Origin of the sequence: Azohydromonas aeria, from assembly GCF_009760915.1 — a bacterium.
Taxonomy (GTDB): Bacteria; Pseudomonadota; Gammaproteobacteria; order Burkholderiales; family Burkholderiaceae_C; genus Azohydromonas; species Azohydromonas aeria.
Genome location: NZ_VIDQ01000002.1, coordinates 77,334 through 101,070 on the forward strand (window position 1 = coordinate 77,334; position 23,737 = coordinate 101,070).

Sequence of the window (23,737 nt, forward strand, 5' to 3'; positions counted from 1 at the left end):
CGGTCAGAACCGGCTAACCCGGTACGGCCGCATGTCGATCGGTGGCCGGGCGCCCGTGATCAGGTCGGCCATCAGCCGCGCCGTCGTGGCGGAGTACGTGAGGCCCAGGTGCCCATGCCCTGCGGCATAGAACACGCCGCGCGTCTTTGCCGACGGGCCCATGACCGGCACGGTGTCGGGTAGCGCCGGCCGGTGCCCCATCCACTCGGTGGCTTCGCGCGCCTCCAGCCCGGGCAGTGCCTGCTTGGCCCGCTCCACCAGGACCTTGGCACGGCGGTAGTCGGGCGGGGCGTCCAGCCCGGCCATCTCCACCGTGCCGCCCACGCGGATGCCGCCGGCGGTCGGGCTCACCATGAAAGCCCGCGCGGGCCAGATCAGCGAGTGCCGCAGCGACGTGCCCGGCACCATGATCTGCGTGTGGTAGCCGCGCTCGGTCTCCATCGGAATGGCCTCGTCGAGCAGCTTCGACAGGCGCCCCGTGTAGGCGCCGGCGCACAGGACGAGCGTTGCGGCCGGGATGCGCCGCCCGCCGTCCAGGCGCAGCGCCGTGATGCGCCCCTCGGAGCGCTCGAAGCCCATGACGTTGCCCGAGGCGAGCTGGCCGCCCAGCTCGCAAAAGCGCTGCACCAGCGCCAGCACGAGCCGGTAGGGGTCGCGCACCGTGCGGTTCTCCGGAAACAGCACGGCGTGCCGGATGTCCCGGCTGATGCCCGGCTCCAGCGCGCGCAGCGCGTCGGCATCGAGCACCTGGTGGGCGATGCCGAAGCGCTCGATGACCTCGAGGTGCTCGCGGTCCGCGGCCAGTTCGGCGTCGTCGGCATAGAGGCTCAGGCACCCCTCGGTGCTGAGCATGTCGGTGGCGCCGATGGCCGAGAGCATCGGCATCAGGTCGTCGTACACCCGCTTGCACAGCGCCGCGCCGGCCGATTCCAGCTCGCGCACGCGCGAGGGCCGCCCTGCGGCCATGAAGCGCAGGAACCAGGGCGTCAGGCGCGGCAGGTACGACGGGCGCAATCGAACCGGCCCCTGCGGATCAAGCATCCAGCGCGGGATCTGCGACCAGATCGACGGCCGCGACGACGGCAGGAACTCCGTCACCGCGATGCTGGCCATGTTGCCGAAGGAGGCACCGCGGCCGGGCTCGTCCCGGTCCACCAGGACGATCTGCTGGCCGCGCCGCTGCAGCTCGAAAGCCACCGCGGCGCCGATGATGCCGGCGCCGACCACGACGGTCGGCGCTGATGCAAGGGTGTTCAGCGCCATTTCTTCTTAGCCGAGCACCGGCTCCATGGCCTTGCGGAACGCAGCCTTCTCCGCGTCGGTCAGCGGCTGCAGCGGCGCGCGGCCCACGCCCACGGGCGTGCCCGCAAGCTCGCAGCCGTACTTGACCTTCTGCACGAACTTGCCGCTCTCCAGGCTCGACATGGCGCCGTAGATCACCTGCATCTTGTCCCGCGCGGCCAGCCAGTCGCCACGCTCGATGGTGTTGACCAGGTCCACGCAGGCCTTGGCCATGCAGTTGGCCGGGCCGCAGATCCAGGACGTGGCGCCCCACAGGAAGAAGTCCAGCGTCTGGTCGTCGGAGCCGTTGGTGAGCTGGTAGCGGTCGCCGTAGCGGCTGCGGATGTCGATGGCGCGCAGCAGGTTGCCGCTGGACTCCTTGATGCCGATCACGCGCGGCTCGTCCTTGAAGGCGTCGAGCACGTCCAGCCCCACTTCCACGCCGACCTTGGGCGGGTAGTTGTAGAGCACGATCTCGACGTCCACCGCGTCCAGCACCGCCTGGTAGTGCTGGATCAGCTCGTCCACCGCCGGCGTGGCGTAGAAGGGTGCCGACAGCAGCACGGTCTTGTAGCCGAGCTCGCGGGCGCGCTCGGTGTGCTGGATGACTTCCCAGGTCGAGCCGGCGTTGGTGCCGGCAATCAGCAGCTCGTCCTTGTTGGCGAAGTCGGCGACGAACTTCAGCACGGCGGCGCGCTCGTCGGCCGTCAGGGCGTTGTACTCGCCCGTGGAGCCGCAAGGCACCCAGCCCTTGACGCCGTCGGCACGCAGCTTGGTCAGCAGCTTCTCGTAGGCATTGAAGTCGATCTTGCCCTTGGCATCGAAGGGGGTGACGAGGGCGGGCATGACACCGGTCATTTTCATGGTGATCTCCAGTGGGGTGGGTGAGGAAAGGTTGAGGCTGCGAAGCCGTTGAGTCAGGCCGCGAGCTTGGCGAGCACGCGTCGTTCGACGGTGGTCACGGCCCGGGTCAGGGGAAACGCAATGACGAAGTACAGGAGCGCGACGGCGGTCAGCACCTCGATGGGCCGCGCGGTGTTGTTGGAGATGTTCTGGCCGATGAACATCAGGTCGGCCATGCCCACCGCCGAGACCAGCGCGCTTTCCTTGAACAGGCTCACGCAGTTGGACAGCAGCGTCGGCACGGCGCGCAGCACCGCCTGGGGCAGCACCACGCGGGTGATCTGCGTGTGCCGGGGCAGGCCCAGCGCGATGCAGGCGTCGTACTGCTCGCGGCCCACGCTCTTGAGCGAGGAGCGGAAGGTCTCGCTCGTGATGGCGCCCATGTAGAGCGTCAGCGCGATCACCGCGGAGGCCAGGTTCGACAGCTCCACGCCCAGCACCAGCGGCAGGCAGAAGAAGATCCAGAACAGCTGCACGATCACGGGCGTACCGCGGAAGAACTCGACGTAGAGGCTGATGGCGCCGCGCACGAGCCGGCTGCCGGAGCCGCGCGCCAGGCCCACGAGGAAGCCCAGGGCGCAGCCCAGGACGATGCAGATCAGCGTGAGCTTGAGCGTCATCAGCAGGCCCTGCAGCAGGGCCTCCTTGAAGCCGAGCACGACCGAGAAATCGATGTTCATGGCTTGGGCCTTTCAGTGCGCCACCGGGCCGCGGCGCCGCTGCAAGTACTCGACCAGCTGCGACACGGGGAACGAGACGGCGAAGTAGACGAGCGCGATCACGGTGAAGGTCTCGATCGGCCGGTACGTCTCGGTGGCGAGCGACTTGCCGACGTACATCAGGTCCTCGACGGCCACCAGCGCCACCAGCGCGCTTTGCTGGAAGGTGCCGATGCCGTTGGTGATGAGCACGGGAATCGAGGTGCGCACGGCCGAGGGCAGCACGATGTGCAGGATGCGCTGCAGCGGGTTGAGCCCCAGCGCGATGCCGGCATCGAGCTGCTCGCGCGGCACGGTCTGGATCGCTGCCCGGTAGGCCTCGGCGTTGAACGCGGCCAGGTTCAGGCCCAGCGCCAGCACGCCCATGGTCAGCGCGTCGAAGTACACGTCGAAGAGGATCGGCACGCAGTAGAAGATCCAGATCACCTGCACGATGGCCGGCGTGCAGCGGAAGAACTCGACGAAGAGCATGGCCGGCGTGCGCAGCGCGGCCCAGCGGCTCAGCAGCAGCAGCGCGATGCCGAAGCCCAGCGTTAGGCCGACGACGTTGGCCGCGAGCGTGAGCTGCACCGTGGTCACCAGCCCCTTGAGCAGCGGCGCGCCGTGCTGGCTGATGGCGTGGAAGTCGAAGCTGTAGTCCATGCCCGGCTCCTCACTGCTTGATGTGGAAGACGCGGTCGATGAACTCGCGCGTGCGCTCATGCTTGGGCGAGCCCAGCACCTGCTCGGGCGGGCCGTCCTCCACCACCACGCCGCCGGCGCAGAACACCACGCGCGAGGCGATGTTCTTGGCGAACCACATGTCGTGGGTCACGATCATCATGGGCAGGCTCTGGCCGGCCAGTTGCATGATCACCTGTTCCACCTCGGCCACCAGCTCCGGGTCGAGCGCGGACGTGACCTCGTCGAACAGCATCAGCTTGGGCTCCAGCATGAGCGCGCGCGCGATGGCCACGCGCTGCTTCTGGCCACCCGAAAGCTGGCTCGGGTAGGCCTTGGCCTTGGCGGCCAGGCCGAAGCGCGCCAGCAGCCCCTCCGCCCGCTCGGTGGCCACCTGCTTCGACTCGCCGCGCACCTTGCACGGTGCCAGGATCAGGTTCTGGACGATGTTGAGGTGGGGAAAGAGCGTGTAGTGCTGGAACACCATGCCGATCTCGCGGCGCACATTGGTGTCGATGCGCGTCTTGCCGCCGCCGTCGGCCGAGATGTAGGGCTTGCCGTCGAAGGTGACAGAGCCCTTGTCGATCTGCTCCAGGCCCATCATCACGCGCAGCAGCGTGCTTTTGCCCCCGCCGCTGGGCCCGATGACGACCAGGCGCTCACCGGGCTTCATCTCGATGTCCAGGCCCTTGAGCACCTGGACCTGCGGGCTGTAGCTCTTGTGCAGGCCAGCGACCTTGACGAGCGGCTGTGTCGAGCCAGATGTCACGCTTGTCTCCTTGGACGTCGAAGCGGAGGCCGAGGCCTCGGGCGTGAGCCACTGGCGCGGTGCCAGCGCGCGGGCTGCCGCGAGCATCGAATTCATGACCATGTGAGTTCCCGGTTGTTTGCCTGAAGTGAGGGGCTTACTTCTTCGCGGCGACCTTCAGAACCTGGTCGGATGCCTTGCGAATGAGTGCCTCGACCTCGCCGGTAGCCACCTTTTCTTCCAGGAAGATGTTCACCACCGCCACGTCGGCGGCCGACAGCTGCAGCGGCAGCCCGAAGGCCACGCCTTGCGACGCCAGGGCCGGCACCGGGTTGAAGGCCACCGCCCAGTCGGCGTTGGACTGCGTGAACAGCAGGTTGGTGTCCGACGCATCGACCACCAGGTCGGCGCGCTTGGAGATGACGGCCAGCCGCGTCTCGTCCGCGCTGGGCAGGCGCAGCACCTTGGCCTTCTTGACGGCCGCGGACAGCGCCTTGTCCTGGGCCGTACCCGACATGACGGCCAGGGTGATTTCGGGCTTGTCGATGTCGGCGATGCTGCGCGGGTTGCCCGCCAGCTTGGGATTGCTCTTGTTGTAGGCCAGCGAGATCTGGTACTGCATGGCCGGGATGGAGAAATTCACGGCCATGGCCCGTGCCGGCGTGCGGTTCAGGGCCATCGACATGTCCCACTTGCCCGACTGCAGCCCCGTGACGAGGTTGTCCCAGTTGGTGTCGACGAACTGCGCCTTGACCTTGAGCGTGTCGGCGAACTGCCGGCACAGGTCGGCAAAGAAGCCGCTGTACTCGCCCGTGGCCGGGTCGCGCATGACGTAGGGCGGCGCCACCGCCGCGCCGCAGCGCAGCACGCCGTTCTTCTGCACCTGCTGCCAGTAGCCCGGGCCGGGCTGCTGCGCCGTGGCCGCCACGGCCACCGTGCCAAGCGCCGCGGCGGCCAGAAGCCGGGTGGCGCGAATGGTGAGTTTCGGGGACTTCATGTTCTCTCTCCTTGACGGGCTGGCGTCGCCGTGCGCCTCTTGCGGCGCGGGTCGCGACGGGAACTTTCAATCGCTGTGTCGGCACTGTGACGACAATTTCAGTATGTCGTCACGTTGTCGGCAAGGCAATAGGAAAAGACACGTTGTCGACAGGAAATTGAGCTGCTATGGTCGAAACGCACCGCAACCCCAAACAGGAAAAAAAACCCATGAACCAGGAAGAAGAAGGCAAGCGCGCCAAGGGCTCGGGCTGGAGGAGCGTCTACGACGCCCTGCGCTCGGAGATCCTGTCGCTGGAGCTGCAGCCCGGGCAGCTGCTCGACGAGACGACGCTGGCCGAGCGCTTTGACATGTCGCGCTCGCCGGTGCGCGAGGCGCTGATCCGGCTGGCGGGAGAGGAGCTGGTGGTGACGCTGCCCAACCGCAGCACCATCGTGGCGCCGCTGGAAATCGCGACGTTTCCGAAGTACATCGACGCGCTCGACATCGCGCAGCGCATGAACGCGCGCCTGGCCGCCGAGTGCCGCACGGAAGAGGACTTGAAGATCATCGCGCGCCAGCAAAAGCGCTTCGAGGCGTCGATCAAGACCGGCAACCACCTGACCATGTCGGCGGCCAACAAGGACTTCCACATGGCCATCGCGAACGCCGGGCGCAACCCGTACCTGGCCGGCTTCTACGAGCGGCTGCTGGACCAGGGGCGGCGCATGATGCACCTGCACTTCGACTACCTGGAGCGCACCAACGAGGGCTACCTGCTCACTGACGAGCACGGCGACATGCTCGAAGCCATCCGGGCGCGCGACGTGGCCCGGGCCGACGAGCTCGCGCATGCCCACACCCGGCAGTTCCGTGACAGCTTCTTTGACTTTCTGCGGGAGAACTACACGGACAACGTCAAGCTGGGCCTGAGCATGGCGGCGTAGCTCTCGGCGCCATCATGGCAAGGGCGCATCTCGGCCGTTTTGCCTGGGGTGACATCGGGCTCCCGAGGCCACTGGACCCGGGAGCGCATTGACCAGGATCGGCCGTCACGCACGGCCGCTGGACGGCGCAGCCCGCCATCCGCCAGCGGACGCTGCCGCCCAAGACGGCGCGTCATAGCGTTGCACGCCCAGGTCGTCGATCTGGATTTCCGGCCTGCGTCCTGACATCAGGTCCGCCAGCGCCCGGCCCGACCCGCACGCCATGGTCCAGCCCAGCGTGCCGTGCCCGGTGTTGAGGTAGAGGTTGCGCAGCGGCGTGGCACCCACGATCGGCGTGCCATCCGGCGTCATGGGACGCAGCCCGGTCCAGAAGCTGGCCTTGGCGGTGTCGCCGCCACCGGGGAACAGGTCCGTCAGGCACAGCTCCAGCGTCTGCCGGCGGCGCTCGCGCAGCGACATGTCGAAGCCGCGCAGCTCGGCCATGCCGCCGACACGGATGCGCTCATCGAAGCGCGTGATCGCGACCTTGTAAGTCTCGTCGAGCACTGTGGATACCGGGGCGCGCTGCGCGTCCGTGATCGGCACGGTGATCGAGTAGCCCTTGACCGGATAGACCGGGATGTGAACCACGTCCTTGAGCAGCGCGGTCGAGAACGAACCCAGGGCCACCACGTAGGCGTCCGCCCGCAGCAGCCTGCCGTTCTGGTAGACGCCGGCGACCTGGCCGCCTTCGATCTTCAGGCCTTCAACGTCCACGCCGTAGCGGAACTTGACGCCCATGGTGCTGGCCAGCGCGGCCATGCGCGTTGTGAAGATGTGGCAGTCGCCCGTCTCGTCGTTGGGCAGGCGCAGGCCGCCGGTGAGCAGGTGCGATGAGGCGGCCAGCGCCGGTTCCGCCCGCGCCAGCTCGGCAGCGCTCAGCATCTCGAAGGGCACGCCGGCCTCGCGCAGCACCGCGACGTCCTTGGCCACGCCGTCGAGCTGCGCCTGCGTGCGGAACACCTGCAGCGTGCCGCCCTGGCGACCCTCGTAGGCGATACCGGTGTCATTGCGCAGCTGCTGCAGGCAGTCGCGGCTGTACTCAGCCAGCCGCACCATGCGCGCCTTGTTAACGGCATAACGGTCGGCGCTGCAGTTGCGCAGCATCTGTGCCATCCAGCGCAGCTGGGCCCACGAGCCGTCCAGGCCGATGGCCAGCGGCGCGTGCGCCTGCAGCATCCACTTCAAGGCCTTGAGCGGAACGCCGGGCGCGGCCCAGGGCGAGGCGTAGCCGGGCGACACTTGGCCGGCATTGCCGAAGCTGGTCTCCATCGCCGCCGCGTCGCGGCGGTCCAGGACCGTCACGTCGTGGCCGGCGCGGGCGAGGTAGTAGGCCGTCGAGGTGCCGATGACACCGCTGCCAAGGATGAGGACTTTCATGCTGGTCGTTCAGGCGAGGTTGCCGGCACTGCTGCCGAGGTGGCGGCGCTCGTAGCGATGGCCAAGCTGGGTCAGGATCTCGTAGGCGTTGGTGCCCGCCTGGGCGGCCAGCGCGTTGATGTCCTGGACTTCGTCGATGAGATCGAAGAAGGTCCCGGGCTGCAGCGCGTTGGCCGGCACGCGCGAGACGTCGACGGTGACGGTGTCCATGGACACGCGGCCGACGAGGGGCAGGTCGTGGCCCCGGAATCGCAGCGTGGCGCGGTTGCTCAGGCTGCGCAGGTAGCCGTCGGCATAGCCGACGGACACGGTGGCGATGCGGCTGGGTCGTGCTGCCTGCCACGTATGGTTGTAGCCGACGCCCTCGCCTTCGCCCACGTCGCGCACTTGCAGCAGCCGGGCTTGCAGCCGGATCACGCTGCGAAGGGGATGGGCCCGGCCCGGGACTGGGGCCACCCCGTACAGCGCCGCACCTGGCCGGGCGAGATTGAAGTGGTACGCCCCGCCCAGGAAGATGCCCGACGAGTTGGCCAGGCTGGCCGGGCAGGCGGGCAGCAGTGCGCGCAGCCGCTCGAAGCGCTGCAGCTGCAAGGCATTGAGCGGGTTGTCGGGCTCCTCCGCGCTGACCAGGTGGCTCATGGCCAGGCGCACGTCGATGCCCTGCCATCCGTCCCGTTGCGCGGCGAGCTGCTCCAGCTCGCGTTCCTGCAGCCCCATCCGGGCCATGCCGGTGTCGAACTGCAGCGCCGCGGGCAGCACGCGGTCCAGGCGCTGCGCCAGCGCGCGGTAGCGCTGGACCTGGTCCGGCGCATTGAGCACGGGAATCAACCCATGCTCGACGCAGTCGAGCTCGGTGCCGGGCAGCGGGCCGTGCAGCACGTGGATGACGGCGTCGGCCGGCAGCACCGGGCGCAGCGCGATGCCCTCCTCCATCAACGCCACGAAGAAGAAGCGGCATCCGGCCCGGTAAAGGGCCGCGGCCACCTGGGCCGCGCCCAGGCCGTAGGCGTCGGCCTTGACCACGGCGGCGCAGGCCCCCGGCGCCACGCGCCGGGCCAGCTCCAGCCAGTTCGCGACGATGGCGTCGAGATCGATGGTCAGGACCGCCGCGGAGCGCAAGGAGGCCGCCATCTCACTGGTTGCTGGGGAAAGTGAAGACGGCCTGCTCGCGCACGCCCGACGACGGCCAGCGCTGCGTGATGGTCTTGCGCCGCGTGTAGAAGCGCACGCCGTCCGGCCCGTAGGCACCCAGGTCGCCGAAGAGCGAGCGCTTCCAGCCGCCGAAGCTGTGAAAGGCCACCGGCACGGGCAGCGGCACGTTCACGCCCACCATGCCGACCTTGATGCGGTCGGTGAAGTACCGCGCCGCCTCGCCGTCGCGGGTGAAGATGCAGGTCCCGTTGCCGTACTCGTGCGCGTCGATCAGCGCGATGGCCTCGTCGAGCGACTGCACGCGCACGATGCACAGCACCGGGCCGAAGATCTCGTCGCGGTAGATGCTCATCTCGGGCGTGACGCGGTCGAACAGGCAGCCGCCCAGGAAGAAGCCCTCGGCGCCACCGGCCACCTGCACGTTGCGACCGTCCACCACCAGCGTGGCGCCCTCGCCCACGCCAGCGTCCACGTAGCCGCGCACCTTCTCCCAGTGCGCGCCGGTCACCAGCGGCCCCATGTCGTTGCCGGCCACCGTGCCCGGGCCGACCTTCATGCGCGACAGCTCGGCCGTCAGGCGCTGCGCCAGCGCGTCGCCCGCGGCATCGCCCACAGCCACCACCACGGGAATGGCCATGCAACGCTCGCCGCAGGAGCCGTAGGCTGCGCCCATCAGCGCGGAGACGGCGTTGTCGAGGTCGGCGTCGGGCATGACCACCGCGTGGTTCTTGGCGCCGCCCAGGGCCTGCACGCGCTTGCCGGCGGCGCAGCCACGGGTGTAGATCGACTCGGCAATCGGCGTCGAGCCGACGAAGCTCACCGCCTGCACGACGGGGCTGTCGAGCAGGGTATCAACGGCTTCCTTGTCGCCGTTGACGACGTTGAGCACGCCCGGCGGCAGGCCTGCCTGCAGCGCCAGCTCGGCCAGCAGCAGCGTGGACGACGGCGTCTTCTCCGAGGGCTTGAGGATGAAAGTGTTGCCGCACACCACGGCCAGCGGCCACATCCACAGCGGCACCATGGCGGGGAAGTTGAAGGGCGTGATGCCCGCCACCACGCCCAGCGGCTGGAACTCGCTCCAGGAGTCGATGGCCGGGCCGACGTTCTTGCTGTGCTCACCCTTGAGCAGCTCCGGCGCGTAGCAGGCGTACTCGACGTTCTCGATGCCGCGCTGCAGCTCGCCCATGGCGTCGCTGAGCACCTTGCCATGCTCGGCCGTGATCAGCGCGCACAGCCGCTCGGCGTTGTCCTCGAGCAGCTGCTTGTAGCGGAACATGATGCGCGCGCGCTTGGCCGGCGGCGTCTGGCGCCAGGCCGGGAAGGCGGCCTCGGCGGACGCGATGGCGGCCGTCACCGTCGCGGCCGAAGCCAGCGCCACGCGCTTGGTCGCGGTGCCCAGCGCCGGGTCAAAGACTTCCTGCGTGCGCTGGTCGTCGGCCACGTGCTGGCCGTTGATGAAGTGTCCAACGATGGTCATGGCGTGTATCTCCTGGAGGCGACCGGCCGCCGATGCGGCTTGCGGTCGCAGATGAATCGGGAAATGGGTCGGTGAAGAAGGCCGCCGCTCAGGGCTGCTGCGAAAGCGCGTCGGAGAGCACCCCGACCAGCGCGTCGATCTGCGGGGTGCCCGCGATGAAGGGCGGGGCGAGCTGGATCGTGTCGCCGCCAAAGCGCACGTAGAAGCCCTTTTCCCAGCAGCGCATCGCGATCTCGAAGGGGCGGCGCGTGGGCTCGCCCGGCATTGAGGCGATGGTCAGGCCGGCGGCGAGGCCGTAGTTGCGGATGTCGACCACGTGCTTCGAGCCGCGCAGGCTGTGCACCGCCGCCTCGAAGTAGGGAGCGAGGCTGCGCACCCGGCCCGGCATGTCCTCCTGCTGCAGCACGTCGAGCGTGGCCAGCGCGGCGGCGCAGGCCACCGGGTGCGCCGAGTAGGTGTAGCCGTGCGGGAACTCGATGTTGTACTCGGCACCGGCGGCGTCCATGAACGCCTGGTAGATCTCGCCCTTGGCCACCACGCCGCCCATCGGGATGACGCCGTTGGTCACCTGCTTGGCGAAGTTGAGGATGTCCGGCGTCACGCCGAACGCTTCCGAGCCCGTCCAGGCGCCGGCGCGGCCGAAGCCGGTGATGACCTCGTCGAAGATCAGCAGGATGTTGTGCGCGGTGCAGATCTCGCGCAGGCGCTGCAGGTAGCCTTCCGGCGGCACGATCACGCCGGCCGAGCCGGAGAACGGCTCGACGATCACCGCGGCGATGTTGGAGGCATCGTGCAGCGTGATCAGCTCCAGCAACTTGTCGGCCAGCTCGCGGCCGTTCTTGGGCATGCCGCGGCTGAAGGCGTTCTCCGGCAGCATCGTGTGCGGCAGGTGGTCCGACTGCAGTCCTTCGCCGTAGAGCTTGCGGTTGCCGACGATGCCGCCGACGCTGATGCCGCCGAAGTTCACGCCGTGGTAGCCCTTGGCACGGCCGATGAAACGCGTCTTCGACGCCTGGCCCTTGAGGCGCCAGTAGGCGCGCGCCATCTTCAGCGAGGTGTCGGCGGCCTCGGAGCCGGAACCGACGAAGAAGACATGGTCCAGCCCTTCGGGCATCAGCGAGGTGATGCGCTCGGCCAGCTCGAAGGCCAGCGGCTGGCCGAACTGGAACGGCGGCGCGTAGTCCAGCTTGGCGACCTGGCGCGACACCGTTTCTACGATCTCGGTGCGGCCGTGTCCCAGGCCGCAGGTCCACAGGCCGGAGAGGCCGTCGAAGATCTGGCGGCCCTGGGCGTCCTGGTAGTAGCAGCCCTTGGCCTCGACCAGGATGCGCGGGTCCTTCTTGAACTGGCGGTTGCCGCTGAAGGGCATCCAGTGGGCATTGAGCTGCGCTTCGGTGGGAAGCAGTGCGGAGCGGGACAGGTCGCTGAGGTCCATGGTGAGGCCGCCGTGGTGTTGGGTTGGCGGCCATTCTGGGCAGCCACCCCACTCCAATAAACTGTCACGTTTCGCAGTTTGCTTGCACTGGATTGAAACCAAATGGTCAAGAAGGCTTTGCTCGGCCAGGTCAGCGACACCGAGATCCGGCTGCTGCGCATCTTCAAGACGGTGGTCGAGTGCGGCGGCCTGGGTGCTGCCGAGCTGGAGCTCAACATCGGGCTTTCCACCGTCAGCCGCCATGTCAAGGACCTGGAGGAGCGGCTGGGTCTCGTCCTGTGCCGGCGTGGCCGGGCTGGCTTCGCGCTCACGGCTGACGGGCAGCGCGTGTACGACGGTGCACTGCGGCTGCTGGAAGCCATGGACGCGTTCCGAACCGACGTGCGGGATCTGCATGCCGAGCTGGTGGGGACGCTCTCCATCGGCCTGTTCGACAAGACCGTCACCAACCCGCAGGCCCGCATCGGGCAAGCCATCCGGGATTTCAAGCGCGCAGCGCCCGAGGCGCTTCTGGACGTCAAGGTCAGCACCCTCAACGAGATCGAGTCCGGCGTCATCGACGGGCGGCTGCAGGTGGGCATCGTGCCGGACCACCGCCGCTCGGAGAGCCTGGAGTACATCGAGCTGTTCGGGGAGAAGATGTACCTCTACTGCGGCCGGCAGCACCCGCTGTTCGGCATGAGCCACCAGGACCTCACGTGGAAGGATCTGCAGGACTACGACTACGTGGGCCTGGCCTTTCACTCGCCCAACATGGAAGCCACGCACCGCTTCCGGCTGCGGCGGCAGGCGGCCGTCAGCGACCAGGAGGCCATCCTCACGCTGATCCTCTCAGGCTGCTACGTCGGCTTCCTGCCCGACCACTACGCTGAAGGCTTCGTGCGCACGGGGCTGATCGAGCGTGTGGCGCATCCGGAGTGCATGTACGAGCTGCAGTTCGTGGCGATCCAGCGCCGCTCCCCGCAGCCGTCTCGGCTGTCCACGACGTTCGTGCAGGCCTTGCGGCATGCCCATGCCTGAGCAACGCCAGACAGGATGCCGGCGGCCCTTGCGACGAAACGCTTCATGAGCGCTCGAGGCCTGTGTGCAGCTAGAACGGCAGATTCGTTGCCTGCGTCACCGCGCGCGAGCCCATCTTGGCCTGGTAGGCCACGCCGGGCCGCGTGCCATCAGCCCAGACCCAGTTGTCCACGTCGGCGCCGGAGGCCAGCGTGAGCGAGGTGCAGTCGGGCAGACGCGCGGTATTCAGGCATAGCGGCGTGGCGTTGTAGCTGTCGGCGCTGGAGCCCGTGGCCACCGACGTTACCCACGAGGAGCCGTCCAGGATCAGCCCGTAGTCCGTGCCGCCCAGGCCGTAGTACGCCAGGCCCTTGCTGGAATTCTCACCCTGACCACTGCTCTGCAGCGCGTTGTTGAAGACGGTGGTGAGCGTGGACAGCATCGCGGCGCGGCCCTCGCCGGCATAGGCCGCTTCCTGCGCCTGCGCGTAGGGCGAGTAGCCCAGGTCCGGCACGAAGCCGATGAGCACCGGCGCCCCCGCCTGCACCACGCGGTTTACTTGCAGCGCCAGGTTCTCGGCGGCAACCTTCACCGCGGCCTGCGCGGCGTTGGCCGCGTCGGTGCCGCGCGCGCCGTCCAGCCAGGCCTGGTAGGCCGCCAGCACGTCGTGGCTGCCAACGAGCATGGTGACCAAGTGCGTCGAAGTGGGCTGGTCGTTGAGGAGGTAGCTCGAAACCTGCTGCTCCAGGCCGGCCACCGTGGCACCCACGGTGGCGCGCGTGACGGCGTTGAAGGTGGCGTAGCTGCCCGGACACTGCTCGAAGGCCATGCCGTAGTGGCTGGCCAGTGTCTGGATCCACAGCGGGTACGTGGCGCAGTCCAGCGCGCCGGCGCTGCTGTCCCAGTAGTTGACGCCGTATTTGCGCCCGTCGCTCTGCAGCAAGCTGAGCTCGTCGCCAAAGGCATAGATGCGCGTCGGCACGAAGGGCTCGGCACGCTCGCCGCCGCCGCAGCCGCCGACCGAGGCCAGCGTTGACAGGGCCAGCACCGCCGGCAGCAGCCGGCTCAGCAGCCGGTTCAACTGTTTTCCTAGGGCTTTCATCGTCGCTCCTCGCCCGGCGCTTACCGGTCGCGCCGCAGCACGCCGGTGGGCGAGGTGGCGGGGCCGAGCAGGAAGACCGTGTAGACGTGGCCGGCGGCCAGCGTCACGTCGGTCGCCAGGTACAGCGCGGCGGACGAGGCCGAGGACGTGACTTCCAGCCGGATGTCATCGCCCGCCACCAGGCCCGTCGGCGCGGAGGCCGTGCCGTAGGCCACCTCGCTGGCCACGGCGCCGTAGTCGGCGCTCAACGACAGCGTCGTGCCCAGCCCGACCACGCCGTGCAGCAGGCGCAGCCGCGCGTTGGTGCTGGTGCCCGAGGGCCGGTTGTCGTCGGTGATGGCCCGGCAGGTGGCCGCGCCGGCCTCGCCCAGCACGGCCAGCGTCACGTCCGAGCCGGCGGCCAGCGTCAACGCAGACATGCTTACCGCCGCGCCGTCCACCGTCACCGCGGGCGTCATGCTGCCGGCGTCCACCAGCTTGTAGGCGCCCACGGCCAGCGCGCGCAGACCGCTGGCCACCGCCGTGCCGGCCACTTCCACCGACACCGCGCTGCCGGCAGGCGTGCCGGCCACCACGCGCACGCGCGCCTGGGTGTTGCGCGCCACGGTCAGCGCGCCGCGCTGCACCAGCGCGTGGCCGTGCACCAGCACGCCGCCGCTGCCCGGCGTGAGCAGCAGCGTCACGACCGTGCCGGAGCCCAGCGCCAGCGCGGCGATGTCCAGGCGCAGGTCGGTGGCGTCGCCCGTGCCGGTGACGCGCAGCCGATAGTTGCCGCTGCTGATCTCGTTGTAGGCGCTGGCGCCGTCGCCGGCCACGGCGCTGAAGTTCGGCGCCAGTTCGCTCAGCGCGGTGTCGGTGTCGGTGAGGTAGACGTCCAGCGTGCCGGCCGCGGTGCCGAGGTTCACCACGCGCAGCTTGGCCGTGCCGGAGGACGGGGCGTCCTCGTCCTCCTGCAGCAGCCGGGTCTTGAGCGCGTCGGCGGTGGCGTAGGCCACCAGCGTGTAGGGCGTGCCCGACGCCAGCGTCAGGGTGGTCGTCACGGACGCGGTACCGCTGCCCGCGCGCTTCAACTTGAACTCGTGGCTGTCCGCGGAGAGGCTCGCGTCGGCGCTGACGCTGTCGGCGCTCACGCTGGAGAGCGTTTCGCCGTCGTCGGCGTACAGGTCCAGCGCGCCGTAGCTGCTGGCAAGGTTGAGCAGCCGCACGGTGGCGTCGTCATCATCGCCGCCGCCGCAGCCGGCCAGTGCCCAGCCGGCGGCCAGGGCCAGCGATCCCTTGATAATGGTTCTGCGTTGCACGCTTCTATCCCTCGTCAGTGTGTCGTTGTGTTGATGTGTTCGTCGTTTGTCTGGAAGGCATCCGGGCGACCGGACCTCACTCGGCGCCCAGCGCCTCGTGGAACTGCACCCAGGCCAGCGCCAGCCGGCCGCGCGCCGACACCACCCGGTCCAGTTGCATCAGCACCTCGCCGTAGCGCGCCAGCAGCGCGGCCTCGGCGCTGGGGTCGCTGCCCTGTGCGGTGGCCTGCGCACGCCAGGCGTGGAAGTTGCGCTCGCGGCGCTGCAATTGCGCCTGCGCGCCGTCGAGTTCGTCCTGCGCCTGCCGCAGCTCGGCCAGGCGCAGCGGCACCGCCTCGCCTTGCGGGGCCCAGGACGGCGGCTGCTGCGGCGCGCGGGCCTCGAACAGCGGCACGGGTGCCGGTTCCAGGGTCGGGTGCAGCGACACCCGCTGCGCCGCGGCCGGTGCGCCGGACAGCACCGACCACGCAGCCAACCACGCGTCGCGCAGTTGCAGGTGCTGCCGCAACCCGGTGCGCATGCGTTCCACCTCCTCGTCGAGCAGCGCCAGCGACCGCGCCGCCTCGCGCGTCGGCGCGGTGGCCGCAAGCGCGTGGCGCTGTGACTGCAGCACGGCCAGCCGCTCGCTGGCCAGCGCCGCATGCACGGCGTACTCGCGCGCGCCGAGGAGCACCAGCACGAGCTGCCCCGCGCGCGGCGCGGCCTCGTCGCCGGGTCTTGCCGCGCGCAGAACCTGCGCCACCAGCTGGTCGAACTCGGCGTCGCCGAAGCCCCTCCACCAGCCCAGGCGCGACAGCGGCACCTCGACAGCGGCAGGTACAGCGGGCTCGGCAGCGACGGCGGCGACGGCATCCGCCGGTCCATGCGCGCGCGCGTCGGCTGCGGCCGCCGTGAAGCACGACAAGGCAATCAGGGTGACATGCAGCGCATGCCGGGTGGACGTCTTCATTGCTCTATGGAGGGCGAACCGGATGGAAGGCCGGCATGGTCGCGGCAGTGCATCAACGCCGTGCGTCCGCCGCGTCAAGCTGTGTGAAGCGCAAAGGGCCCGATGTGTCGGCGCTGACAAGCCGCCTCAACAACCGCGCAGCACCGGGCGCGAACAATCGTGCCCATGTTTCGCAGTTCGGTTTTTCCCTTCATGCCGGGCACGGCGCGGCCCACCGTTGCCCGGGCAACCTCCACGATGCTGCCGCGGGCCCTCGCCCTGGCCCTGGCCGCGGCGTGGGCCGGCGCCGTGCCGGCCGCCCGCGCCGACGCGCGCGAGCGCACGGGTGCGGCAGCCCCACGCGCCGCGGCGCCCGCGCGGGCGGACGTGGTTTCGGTGGACTTCAGCGAGGCCGACGTGGCCGCCGTGACCCGGGCCATGGCGGCGATGCTGGGCCGCCCGATCGTGGTGGACCCGCGCGTCAAGGGCAAGCTCACGCTCGGCGGCGACGGGCCGTCCACGCCGGCGCAGGCCTGGGCTCGCTACCTCGCGGCGTTGCGGGGCCTGGGCTTCGCGGTGGTGGACTCGGCCGGGCTGCTCAAGGTCGTGCCCGAGGCCGACGCCAAGCTGCAGGCCGGGCGCGTGCAGGTCGGCGCCGGTGCCGTGCCGGCCGCGGCGCGCGGCGGCGAAGTGCTGACACAGGTGTTCCGCCTGGAACACGAGCTCGCCGCCAACCTGGTGCCGGTGCTGCGCCCGCTCATCAGCGCCAACAACACCATCAACGCCAATGCCGGCAACAACACGCTGGTCATCACCGACTACGCCGACAACCTGCAGCGCCTGGCGCGGCTGGTGGCTGCGCTGGACGTGCCCGCGGCCGGCACGGTGCAGGTGCTGCGCCTGAAACACACCGTGGCCAGCGACCTGCTGGCCACGGTGCAGCGCCTGTCGGACACAAGCACCAGCACGGCCGCGGGGGCGGCAGGGGCCGCAGCGGCGCCAGTGGCCGCGCTGTCCATCGCTGCCGATGCCCGGCTCAACGCGCTGGTGGTGCGCGGCGGCAGCCCGGCGCGGGTGCAGGCGGTGCGCGAGCTGGTGGCGCAGCTCGATGAGGCCCCGGCGCAGGGACCGGCCGGCGCCATCCACGTCGTGTCGTTGCGCAACGCCGACGCCGCCCGGCTGGCCACCGTGCTGCGCGCAGCCTTCAGTGCCGGCGCCGCGGCCTCGGGCGGCGGCTCGTCTTCCAGCTCGGCCGGCACCGCGGCGGCGGGCCTGACCACGTCCGGCGCCACGGCCTCCGGCCTCGGCACGGGCAGCACCACCAGTACCAGCAGCGCCAGCGCCACGGGCAGCAACTCCACCGCCGCCACCACGCCGGTGGCGGCCTCGCAGCAGCCTTCGACCGGCGGCTTCATCCAGGCCGACCCGGCCACGAACTCACTGGTCGTGACCGCGCCGGAGCCGCTGTTCCGGCAGGTCAGGGAAGTCATCGACCGGCTCGACGCGCGGCGCAGCCAGATCTACGTGGAAGCGCTGATCGTGGAGATCGACGCCGACAAGGCCGCCGAGCTGGGCGTGCAGTGGCAGGGCGCAGTCAACTCGACGGGCGACACGGCGCTAGTCGCGGGTACCAGCTTCGGCAGCGGTCTGGCCAACATCCTGGGCCTGAGCGTGACGGCGGCGCAGGGCTCCTCGGCCCTGGCGTCGTCGGACCTCTCCAGCCTCAACGGCCTGAACATGGGCGTGGTGCAGAAGATCGCCGGCACGTACACGCTGGGCGCGCTGGCGCGCGCGCTGCAGACGCGCACCGGCGCCAACGTGCTGTCCACGCCCAACCTGGTCACGCTCGACAACGAGGAGGCAAGAATCGTGGTCGGGCAGAACGTGCCCTTCATCACTGGCAGCTACACCACCAGCACCTCCTCGAGCACCACCTCGCCGTTCCAAACCGTGGAGCGCAAGGACGTGGGCCTGACGCTGCGCGTGCGCCCGCAGGTGGGCGACGGCGACACGGTGCGCATGACGATCTTCCAGGAGTCGTCGGCGGTGCTCTCCACCACCGCAGCCGGCACGACCAACGCCGGGCCTTCCACCAGCAAACGCTCGATCGAGTCCACCGTGGTGGTGGACGACGGCGCGCTGCTGGTGCTGGGCGGACTGATCGAGGACAGCAGCAGCGAATCGCGCTCACAGGTGCCGTTCCTCGGCAGCCTGCCGGGCATCGGCGCGCTGTTCCGCACCGACACGCAGTCGCGCAAGAAGACGAACCTGATGGTGTTCCTGCGCCCGGTGGTCATGAAGACGCAGGCCCAGGCCACGGCGCTGTCACGCGCGCGCTACGAGGGCATGCGCGCCGCGCAGGACGAGGCGCAGCCCGGCGCGCTGCCGCTGGTGCCGGCCGGAGCCGGGCCGCAGTTGCCGCCGGTGACGACGCCTTGAGCCCTACCGGCCCGGCCTGTGTCAACCGTGACATGGCCGGGCAATACGCGCTCAACCGTCGCGCACCAGACTCCTGCGCGCCCGTTGCCGGGCAAGCCGGCAGCGGGATCAAACCATCATCGCGAAGGGAGTTCCATGCCATCGACATCATCACGGCGTCACCGCCAGGCACCCGCCAGCCGTCCTGCGGCCATGCGGCTGGCCGTTGCCGCAGCAACGCTTCTGGCGCTGCAGTCCCTGCCGGTCGCGGCCTTCCAGCGCGCCGACGGCTCAGCAGCGCAGGCCTCGGCCAGCGAGCCGGCCAGCGACCGCCTGATCGTGCGCTACCACAGCGCCGCCGGCGCCAGCACGCCCTCGACGGCGGCCCAGGCTCGTGCCCGCGCCGCCGTGCAGCCCTATGGCGTCCAGGTGCAGCACCTGCGCGCCACGGCCAACGGCGCCCATGTCTTCAAGCTGGATCGGCCGGTGCCGCTGACCACGCTGGAGCAGATGGCGCAGACGCTGCGCAACGGCGACGCCGACGTGGAATATGCCGAGCCCGACCTGATCATGCGGCCGCAGTACACGCCTACCGACAGCCGCTATGCCCAGCAGTGGGACCTGTTCGAAACCACTGCCGGCATGAACCTGCCCACCGCCTGGGACAAGTCCACCGGCGCCGGCGTGGTCGTGGCCGTCATCGACACCGGCGTGCGCCCGCATGCCGACCTCAAGGCCAACCTGCTGGCGGGCTACGACTTCGTCACCAACACCACCACGGCCAACGACGGCGGCGGGCGCGACGCGGACCCCGCCGATCCTGGCGACTGGACCACCGCCGGGCTGTGCTACAGCGGCTCGGCCGCCAGCAGCAGCTGGCACGGCACGCACGTGGCAGGCACCATTGCGGCCGTCACCGGCAACGCCGTGGGCGTGGCCGGCGTGGCCTTCGGCGCCAAGGTCTTGCCGGTGCGCGCGCTGGGGCGCTGCGGCGGCTACACCTCCGACATCGCAGACGCCATGGTCTGGGCCGCGGGCGGAAGCGTCGCGGGCGTGCCGGCCAATGCGAATCCGGCCCGGGTGCTCAACCTGTCGCTGGGCGGCAGCGGCAGTTGCGGTGTCACCTACCAGAACGCCATCAACGCCGCACGCGCCAGGGGCGCGGTCGTGGTCGTGGCCGCGGGCAACGCCAACACCAATGCCACCGGCTCCGTGCCGGCCAACTGCACGGGGGTGGTGACGGTGGCGGCGGTGAACCGCAGCGGCGGCAAGGCGTCGTACTCCAACTACGGCGCCGTCGTGGACCTGGCCGCACCCGGCGGCGACAGCGGCGCGGGCATCCTGTCCACGCTGAACGCCGGCACCACCACGCCGGGTGCCGACAGCTACGCCGCTTACATGGGTACCTCCATGGCCACGCCGCACGTGGCCGGTGTGGCGGCGCTGATGCTCTCGCGCAACCCGAGCCTGACGCCTGACGAGGTTGAAGCGCGCCTGAAGGCGTCGGTACGGCCTTTCCCGGCCGCGTGCAGCCAATGCGGCACCGGCCTGCTGGACGCCAACATGGCCGTGGACGCCGCCGTGACGGCTTCCGCCACCGTCGTGGCCAGCACCGTATCCACATCGTCCCCGGCGACCACGTCAACGACCTCGGCCGCGGGAGTCAACCGCAGGATGCGCTGACACGCGCGGTCCGGCCCGCATCGAGCAGGCGCTGGTATTTCCGCGCCTGCCGCTCGATCCATTCGAGCTGCCCGGCGTGGAACTCCTCGCCGGCTTCGCGCGCCTGGCGTTTCCAGGCCGCGACGATGCCCGCGCCGATGCCGGGATAGGACAGGCGCTGCAAACGGCGCAGCGCCTGCAGCTCCATCTCCACGCACAGCGCCACCTCGTGCCACGCGTCGAAGCTGCGCCGCGCCGAGGCGATGAAGGCGCTACTCAGGGGCCATTGCGGGCCGAAATCCAGGGACTGCAGCCGCAGCCAGCCGGCAGCCTCGCACCGCATGGCGCGGCGCTGCTGCGCCGTGTCGTCGGGCCAGTTCTCCTTCGCGCGGTGCGCGATCTCGTCGAGCACATCGTCCGGCACGGGAGCAGGCTGCGGGACGGTATGGGGGCGAGGCAAGGCCATGGGCACGGGCTCCCTGAAGGCCGGGTTCACGGGCGTGTGAAGAAAAGGACCCGCATGCGCGGTACGCCGGGAGACGGGTGGGGATGAGGGAGGGGAGTGGACATCCGCCCCGCGGCATGCGGGCTGTAAAGCGTGGCGACCGCGCCGCCTCAGGCGCTGACGTTGAGTTGCGAGCCCGAAGCGGCTTGCGCCCCTGCGGCACCGGCGCTGGCGTACTGGTGCAGCATCCAGTTCACGAGCTTGGCGGCCTGCTCTTCGAGCGCACCGTCCTGGCTGCCGGCGGAGGTCGACGACGAGGATGAAGACGAGGCGGCGACAGCGGCGGGCGTGGACGAGGACGTGCCCGCCGCCGACTGCAGCGCCTGGCTCATCGCGTCCTTCAGCGAGGACAGCTCGGTGCCGTCAAGCGTACCGTCGCCGTTGCCATCGACCGCCTTGAGCAGGTCCTGCACCATGTCCTGCAGCTCGCCGGCGGCCTGTTCTTGGGCCGAGACGACGCCGTCGCGGTTGGTGTCGAGCGGGTCGTAGGTGGTAGTGGTGGTGCCGGTGCTGCTGCCGGCGCTGGTGCTGCCGTCGGCGCCTTCTTCGGGCGGCGGGGGCGGCATGCCGCCGCTTTGCGGGCCGCCGTCCGTGCCGCGCTGCTGGGCGAATTCGAGCGTGGAGCCAGGCTTGGGCATGAGAGACTTCACGGCCGCGTCGAGCTCGGTGGCGTCGAGACTGCCGTTGGTGTCGCCGTCCAGCGACGCGAAGTCCACGGTGCTGGTGCTGGTGCTTGTGCTGCTGCCGGTGCTGGTGGTGCCGCTCGTGGCGCCAGGGCGATGCGCCAGCAGCTTCTGCAGCTCGGTGGCGTCCACGCCGCCGCTGCCGTCGGTGTCCGCACGCTGCAGCAGCTCCTCCTTGGTAGGCGGCTGGCGGCGCTGCTGCACGCTGCCCCAGGCGGCGCTGCCGGCGCTGCCGCTGCTGATCGCTCCGATGCTCATGGTCGCTTCCTTCCTGCGGTAAACCTGGCCGCCGTCCCCGTCGTGCAGCCTCGGAAGGCATTCTGAAAAACCTGCGTGTGCGCCGCATTGCCTGCGTGTGTCGGCGCCGATACACGAGCGCCGGAGCTGGAGATCGGTGTCGGCTCTCAGGCCGCCGGCAGCCGCACCTCGGCGCGCAGCCCGCGGCCAGCGCGGTTCACCAGCGTCAGCTGGCCACCCTGGCGCCGCACCAGGTCGTGCGCGATGTAGAGGCCCAGTCCGAGCCCGGCGCGGTGGTGGCGGCGCGGGTCGGCGCCCAGCTGCACGAAGGGGTCCAGCGCCGCCTGCAGCCGCTCCTCGGGGATGCCCGGGCCGTCGTCGTCCACGCTCAGGCATACCCAGCCGGGCTCGGTCCGCAGCGAAAGCAGAACCTGCGTGCCGTGGCGCAGCGCGTTGTCGAGCAGGTTGTCGAGGACCCGGCGCAACGCCGCGGGCTGCACCCGAGCGGTAGCGCCTTCGCCCTCGCAGCGCACGGCGCCGCCCTGCTCGGCGCGGTCGTCGGCCACGGCCATTGCCAATGCCAGCAGGTCGGTGGCACGCAGCGGCTCCTGGGCCTGCTCGCTGCGCACCAGCTCCAGCGCCGACTCCACCAGCGCGTCGATCTCCCGCACGTCGGCGATGCAGCGCCGCGCCAGGGGCACGTCCTCTTCCAGCCGCTCCAGCCGCAACCGCAGCCGCGTCAGCGGCGTGCGCACGTCGTGCGACACCGCCGCCATGAGGAGGGTGCGGGCGCGGAACTGCTGCTGCAGCTGCCGCGCCATGGCGTTGAAGACCTGCGCCGCCTCGCGCACCTCGGCCGTGCCGCCGGTCTCGTCCAGCGCGGGCACGGAGCCGTCTTCGCGCAGGGCCGGGCCCAGCTGCCGGGCGGCGTCGGCCAGGCGCCGCATCGGCGCCGTGACCCAGCGCGCGCCCCACCAGGCCGCCAGCGCGATGACGAGCAGCCGCACGCCGTAGTCCAGCAGCAGCGCCGGCGTGGGCAGGCCGTCGGCGCGCGGGCGTGGCAGCGGGGGCAGGTCCGCGTCATCCGCTTCGTCCGCGTCGGGTGCGGGCACCGGCCGCATCAGTTCCGTGTCCGGCACGCCCGGCGTGGGCGGCAGCGAGGGCAAGGTGGGCAGCGGCAGCGCGCGCGGCGGCATGGTCGCCGGCAGTGGCGGCCTCTGCCACAGCATCACCGCCGCGAAGGCCGCGAGGTGGCTGAGCACCAGCGCGGCCCACATCAGCACGAAGAGACGCTTGAACAGCGAGTCGTGCAGCCAGCGCTTCACGGTTGCACCTGCGTGTCGAAGAGGTAGCCCTCGCCGCGCACGGTGCGGATGAGCCGCGGCTCCGGCGGCGTGTCGCCCAGCTTCTGGCGCAGGCGCGACACGCCCAGGTCGACGCTGCGCGCGTTGGCCTCCACGCCGGGCACGCGGGTGAGCTCGATGAGCTGCTCGCGCGTGAGCACCCGCCCCGCATGCGCCGTGAAGGCCGACAGCAGCCGGAACTCCGCCGCCGACAGCGCCACCACCACGCCCTGCGGCGACAGCAGCTCGCGGCGCAGCCGGTCGAAGCGCCAGCCGTCGAAGGCCAGTGTGCCCGCGGCCTCGGCGGCCGGCGCGCCGCCGCCACTCTCGCGCCGGCTGCGGCGCAGCACGGCGTGGATGCGCGCCACGAGCTCGCGCGGCTCGAAGGGCTTGCCGACGTAGTCGTCGGCGCCCAGCTCCAGGCCGAGCACGCGGCTGACCGGGTCGCCCTGGGCGGTGAGCATGATCACGGGCAGGCCCGGGTCGCGCACGACCTGGCGGCACAGCTCCAGCCCGTCCTCGCCGGGCAGCATCACGTCGAGCAGCACCACGTCGAAGCGCGCCTCGGCCAGCGCGCGGCGCATCCCAGCCCCGTCCTCGGCCGTGCGCACGGCCATGCCGTAGCGTTCCAGGTAGGCCTGCACGGCCAGGCGAATTTCAAGGTCATCGTCGACCAGCAGGCAATGGATCACGGCACGCGGCGCCCGCCCCCGGGCGCATCAGGGCAAAGGCGCGGATTGTGTTTGGCTCTCATTGCCGGCGCGTTGCTGGCAAGGCCGGAACCGTGACGTACCTTGCATGGCAGCGCGACGCCGCCACGCTCGCCCTCGACCAAGCGTGGCAGG

21 protein-coding genes are annotated in these 23,737 nt (G+C 70.4%); 4 read left to right on the plus strand and 17 right to left on the minus strand.

From position 1 onward, the window contains the following. Positions 1-3: 3 nt before the first annotated feature. The 6 genes from FJ694_RS02160 to FJ694_RS02185 are packed head-to-tail and all read right to left on the minus strand — an operon-like array spanning position 4 to position 5,308. Positions 4-1,263 (minus strand): NAD(P)/FAD-dependent oxidoreductase, encoded by a 1,260-nt coding sequence (locus FJ694_RS02160; RefSeq protein ID WP_157263997.1) that lies wholly within the window; start codon positions 1,261-1,263, stop codon positions 4-6. A gap of 6 nt (positions 1,264-1,269) precedes the next feature. Next, positions 1,270-2,145: a dihydrodipicolinate synthase family protein gene (locus FJ694_RS02165; RefSeq protein WP_157263999.1), complete on the minus strand. Its 876-nt coding sequence runs from the start codon at positions 2,143-2,145 to the stop codon at positions 1,270-1,272. Between the two features lie 53 nt (positions 2,146-2,198). Continuing rightward, a complete protein-coding gene (locus FJ694_RS02170; RefSeq protein ID WP_157264001.1) occupies positions 2,199-2,864 on the minus strand; it encodes an amino acid ABC transporter permease in 666 nt (221 codons plus the stop codon). A 12-nt stretch (positions 2,865-2,876) separates the two neighbouring features. Beyond that, positions 2,877-3,545: an amino acid ABC transporter permease gene (locus FJ694_RS02175; RefSeq protein ID WP_157264003.1), complete on the minus strand. Its 669-nt coding sequence runs from the start codon at positions 3,543-3,545 to the stop codon at positions 2,877-2,879. A 10-nt stretch (positions 3,546-3,555) separates the two neighbouring features. After that, positions 3,556-4,428 (minus strand): amino acid ABC transporter ATP-binding protein, encoded by an 873-nt coding sequence (locus FJ694_RS02180; RefSeq protein ID WP_232539860.1) that lies wholly within the window; start codon positions 4,426-4,428, stop codon positions 3,556-3,558. Between the two features lie 40 nt (positions 4,429-4,468). Beyond that, positions 4,469-5,308: a substrate-binding periplasmic protein gene (locus tag FJ694_RS02185; RefSeq protein ID WP_157264005.1), complete on the minus strand. Its 840-nt coding sequence runs from the start codon at positions 5,306-5,308 to the stop codon at positions 4,469-4,471. 209 nt (positions 5,309-5,517) lie between these two features. Between FJ694_RS02185 and FJ694_RS02190 the strand changes: the two genes are divergently transcribed. Beyond that, positions 5,518-6,234 carry a GntR family transcriptional regulator gene (locus FJ694_RS02190; RefSeq protein ID WP_157264007.1) on the plus strand — a complete coding sequence of 239 codons (717 nt, stop codon included), beginning with the start codon at positions 5,518-5,520 and terminating at the stop codon, positions 6,232-6,234. Between the two features lie 105 nt (positions 6,235-6,339). On the opposite strand, the gene FJ694_RS02195 is transcribed toward FJ694_RS02190, so the two are convergent. The 4 genes from FJ694_RS02195 to aptA all read right to left on the minus strand — a co-directional run bounded on the left by FJ694_RS02195 (position 6,340) and on the right by aptA (position 11,717). Beyond that, a complete protein-coding gene (locus FJ694_RS02195) occupies positions 6,340-7,653 on the minus strand; it encodes a D-amino acid dehydrogenase (RefSeq protein WP_157264009.1) in 1,314 nt (437 codons plus the stop codon). A 9-nt stretch (positions 7,654-7,662) separates the two neighbouring features. Next, positions 7,663-8,784, minus strand: coding sequence for an alanine racemase (gene alr, locus FJ694_RS02200; protein WP_157264011.1), 1,122 nt, complete (start codon positions 8,782-8,784; stop codon positions 7,663-7,665). 1 nt (position 8,785) lies between these two features. After that, entirely contained in the window at positions 8,786-10,282 is a 1,497-nt protein-coding gene (locus tag FJ694_RS02205) for a CoA-acylating methylmalonate-semialdehyde dehydrogenase (protein WP_157264013.1), read from the minus strand. A gap of 88 nt (positions 10,283-10,370) precedes the next feature. Beyond that, positions 10,371-11,717: an omega-aminotransferase AptA gene (gene aptA / locus FJ694_RS02210; RefSeq protein WP_157264015.1), complete on the minus strand. Its 1,347-nt coding sequence runs from the start codon at positions 11,715-11,717 to the stop codon at positions 10,371-10,373. A 102-nt stretch (positions 11,718-11,819) separates the two neighbouring features. Between aptA and FJ694_RS02215 the strand changes: the two genes are divergently transcribed. After that, the gene (locus tag FJ694_RS02215; protein WP_198320690.1) at positions 11,820-12,737 is read left to right on the plus strand and encodes a LysR family transcriptional regulator; all 918 of its coding nucleotides are present in this window, start codon (positions 11,820-11,822) and stop codon (positions 12,735-12,737) included. Between the two features lie 70 nt (positions 12,738-12,807). On the opposite strand, the gene FJ694_RS36630 is transcribed toward FJ694_RS02215, so the two are convergent. From FJ694_RS36630 to FJ694_RS02225, 3 genes are all read right to left on the minus strand, one after another. After that, positions 12,808-13,797 carry an SGNH/GDSL hydrolase family protein gene (locus FJ694_RS36630; protein WP_198320691.1) on the minus strand — a complete coding sequence of 330 codons (990 nt, stop codon included), beginning with the start codon at positions 13,795-13,797 and terminating at the stop codon, positions 12,808-12,810. A gap of 41 nt (positions 13,798-13,838) precedes the next feature. Next, positions 13,839-15,116, minus strand: a complete 1,278-nt coding sequence (locus FJ694_RS02220; RefSeq protein ID WP_157264017.1) for a DUF4397 domain-containing protein — start codon at positions 15,114-15,116, stop codon at positions 13,839-13,841. Between the two features lie 76 nt (positions 15,117-15,192). Next, positions 15,193-16,065 carry a polyadenylate binding domain-containing protein gene (locus tag FJ694_RS02225; protein WP_157264019.1) on the minus strand — a complete coding sequence of 291 codons (873 nt, stop codon included), beginning with the start codon at positions 16,063-16,065 and terminating at the stop codon, positions 15,193-15,195. A 165-nt stretch (positions 16,066-16,230) separates the two neighbouring features. Between FJ694_RS02225 and gspD the strand changes: the two genes are divergently transcribed. Next, positions 16,231-18,483, plus strand: a complete 2,253-nt coding sequence (gene gspD / locus FJ694_RS02230; RefSeq protein ID WP_157264021.1) for a type II secretion system secretin GspD — start codon at positions 16,231-16,233, stop codon at positions 18,481-18,483. Positions 18,484-18,675: 192 nt separating this feature from the next. Beyond that, positions 18,676-20,145 carry a S8 family peptidase gene (locus FJ694_RS02235; RefSeq protein ID WP_157264023.1) on the plus strand — a complete coding sequence of 490 codons (1,470 nt, stop codon included), beginning with the start codon at positions 18,676-18,678 and terminating at the stop codon, positions 20,143-20,145. Here the strand turns inward: FJ694_RS02235 and FJ694_RS02240 are convergent. The 4 genes from FJ694_RS02240 to FJ694_RS02255 form a co-directional block, all read right to left on the minus strand. Next, a complete protein-coding gene (locus FJ694_RS02240; RefSeq protein WP_157264025.1) occupies positions 20,126-20,590 on the minus strand; it encodes a hypothetical protein in 465 nt (154 codons plus the stop codon). The genes FJ694_RS02235 and FJ694_RS02240 overlap by 20 nt on opposite strands. 149 nt (positions 20,591-20,739) lie before the next feature. After that, positions 20,740-21,570: a hypothetical protein gene (locus tag FJ694_RS02245; RefSeq protein ID WP_157264026.1), complete on the minus strand. Its 831-nt coding sequence runs from the start codon at positions 21,568-21,570 to the stop codon at positions 20,740-20,742. Between the two features lie 146 nt (positions 21,571-21,716). Next, entirely contained in the window at positions 21,717-22,874 is a 1,158-nt protein-coding gene (locus FJ694_RS02250; protein ID WP_157264027.1) for an ATP-binding protein, read from the minus strand. Beyond that, positions 22,871-23,584: a response regulator gene (locus tag FJ694_RS02255; protein WP_198320692.1), complete on the minus strand. Its 714-nt coding sequence runs from the start codon at positions 23,582-23,584 to the stop codon at positions 22,871-22,873. The genes FJ694_RS02250 and FJ694_RS02255 overlap by 4 nt, the downstream gene beginning before the upstream one ends. Positions 23,585-23,737 lie beyond the last annotated feature (153 nt).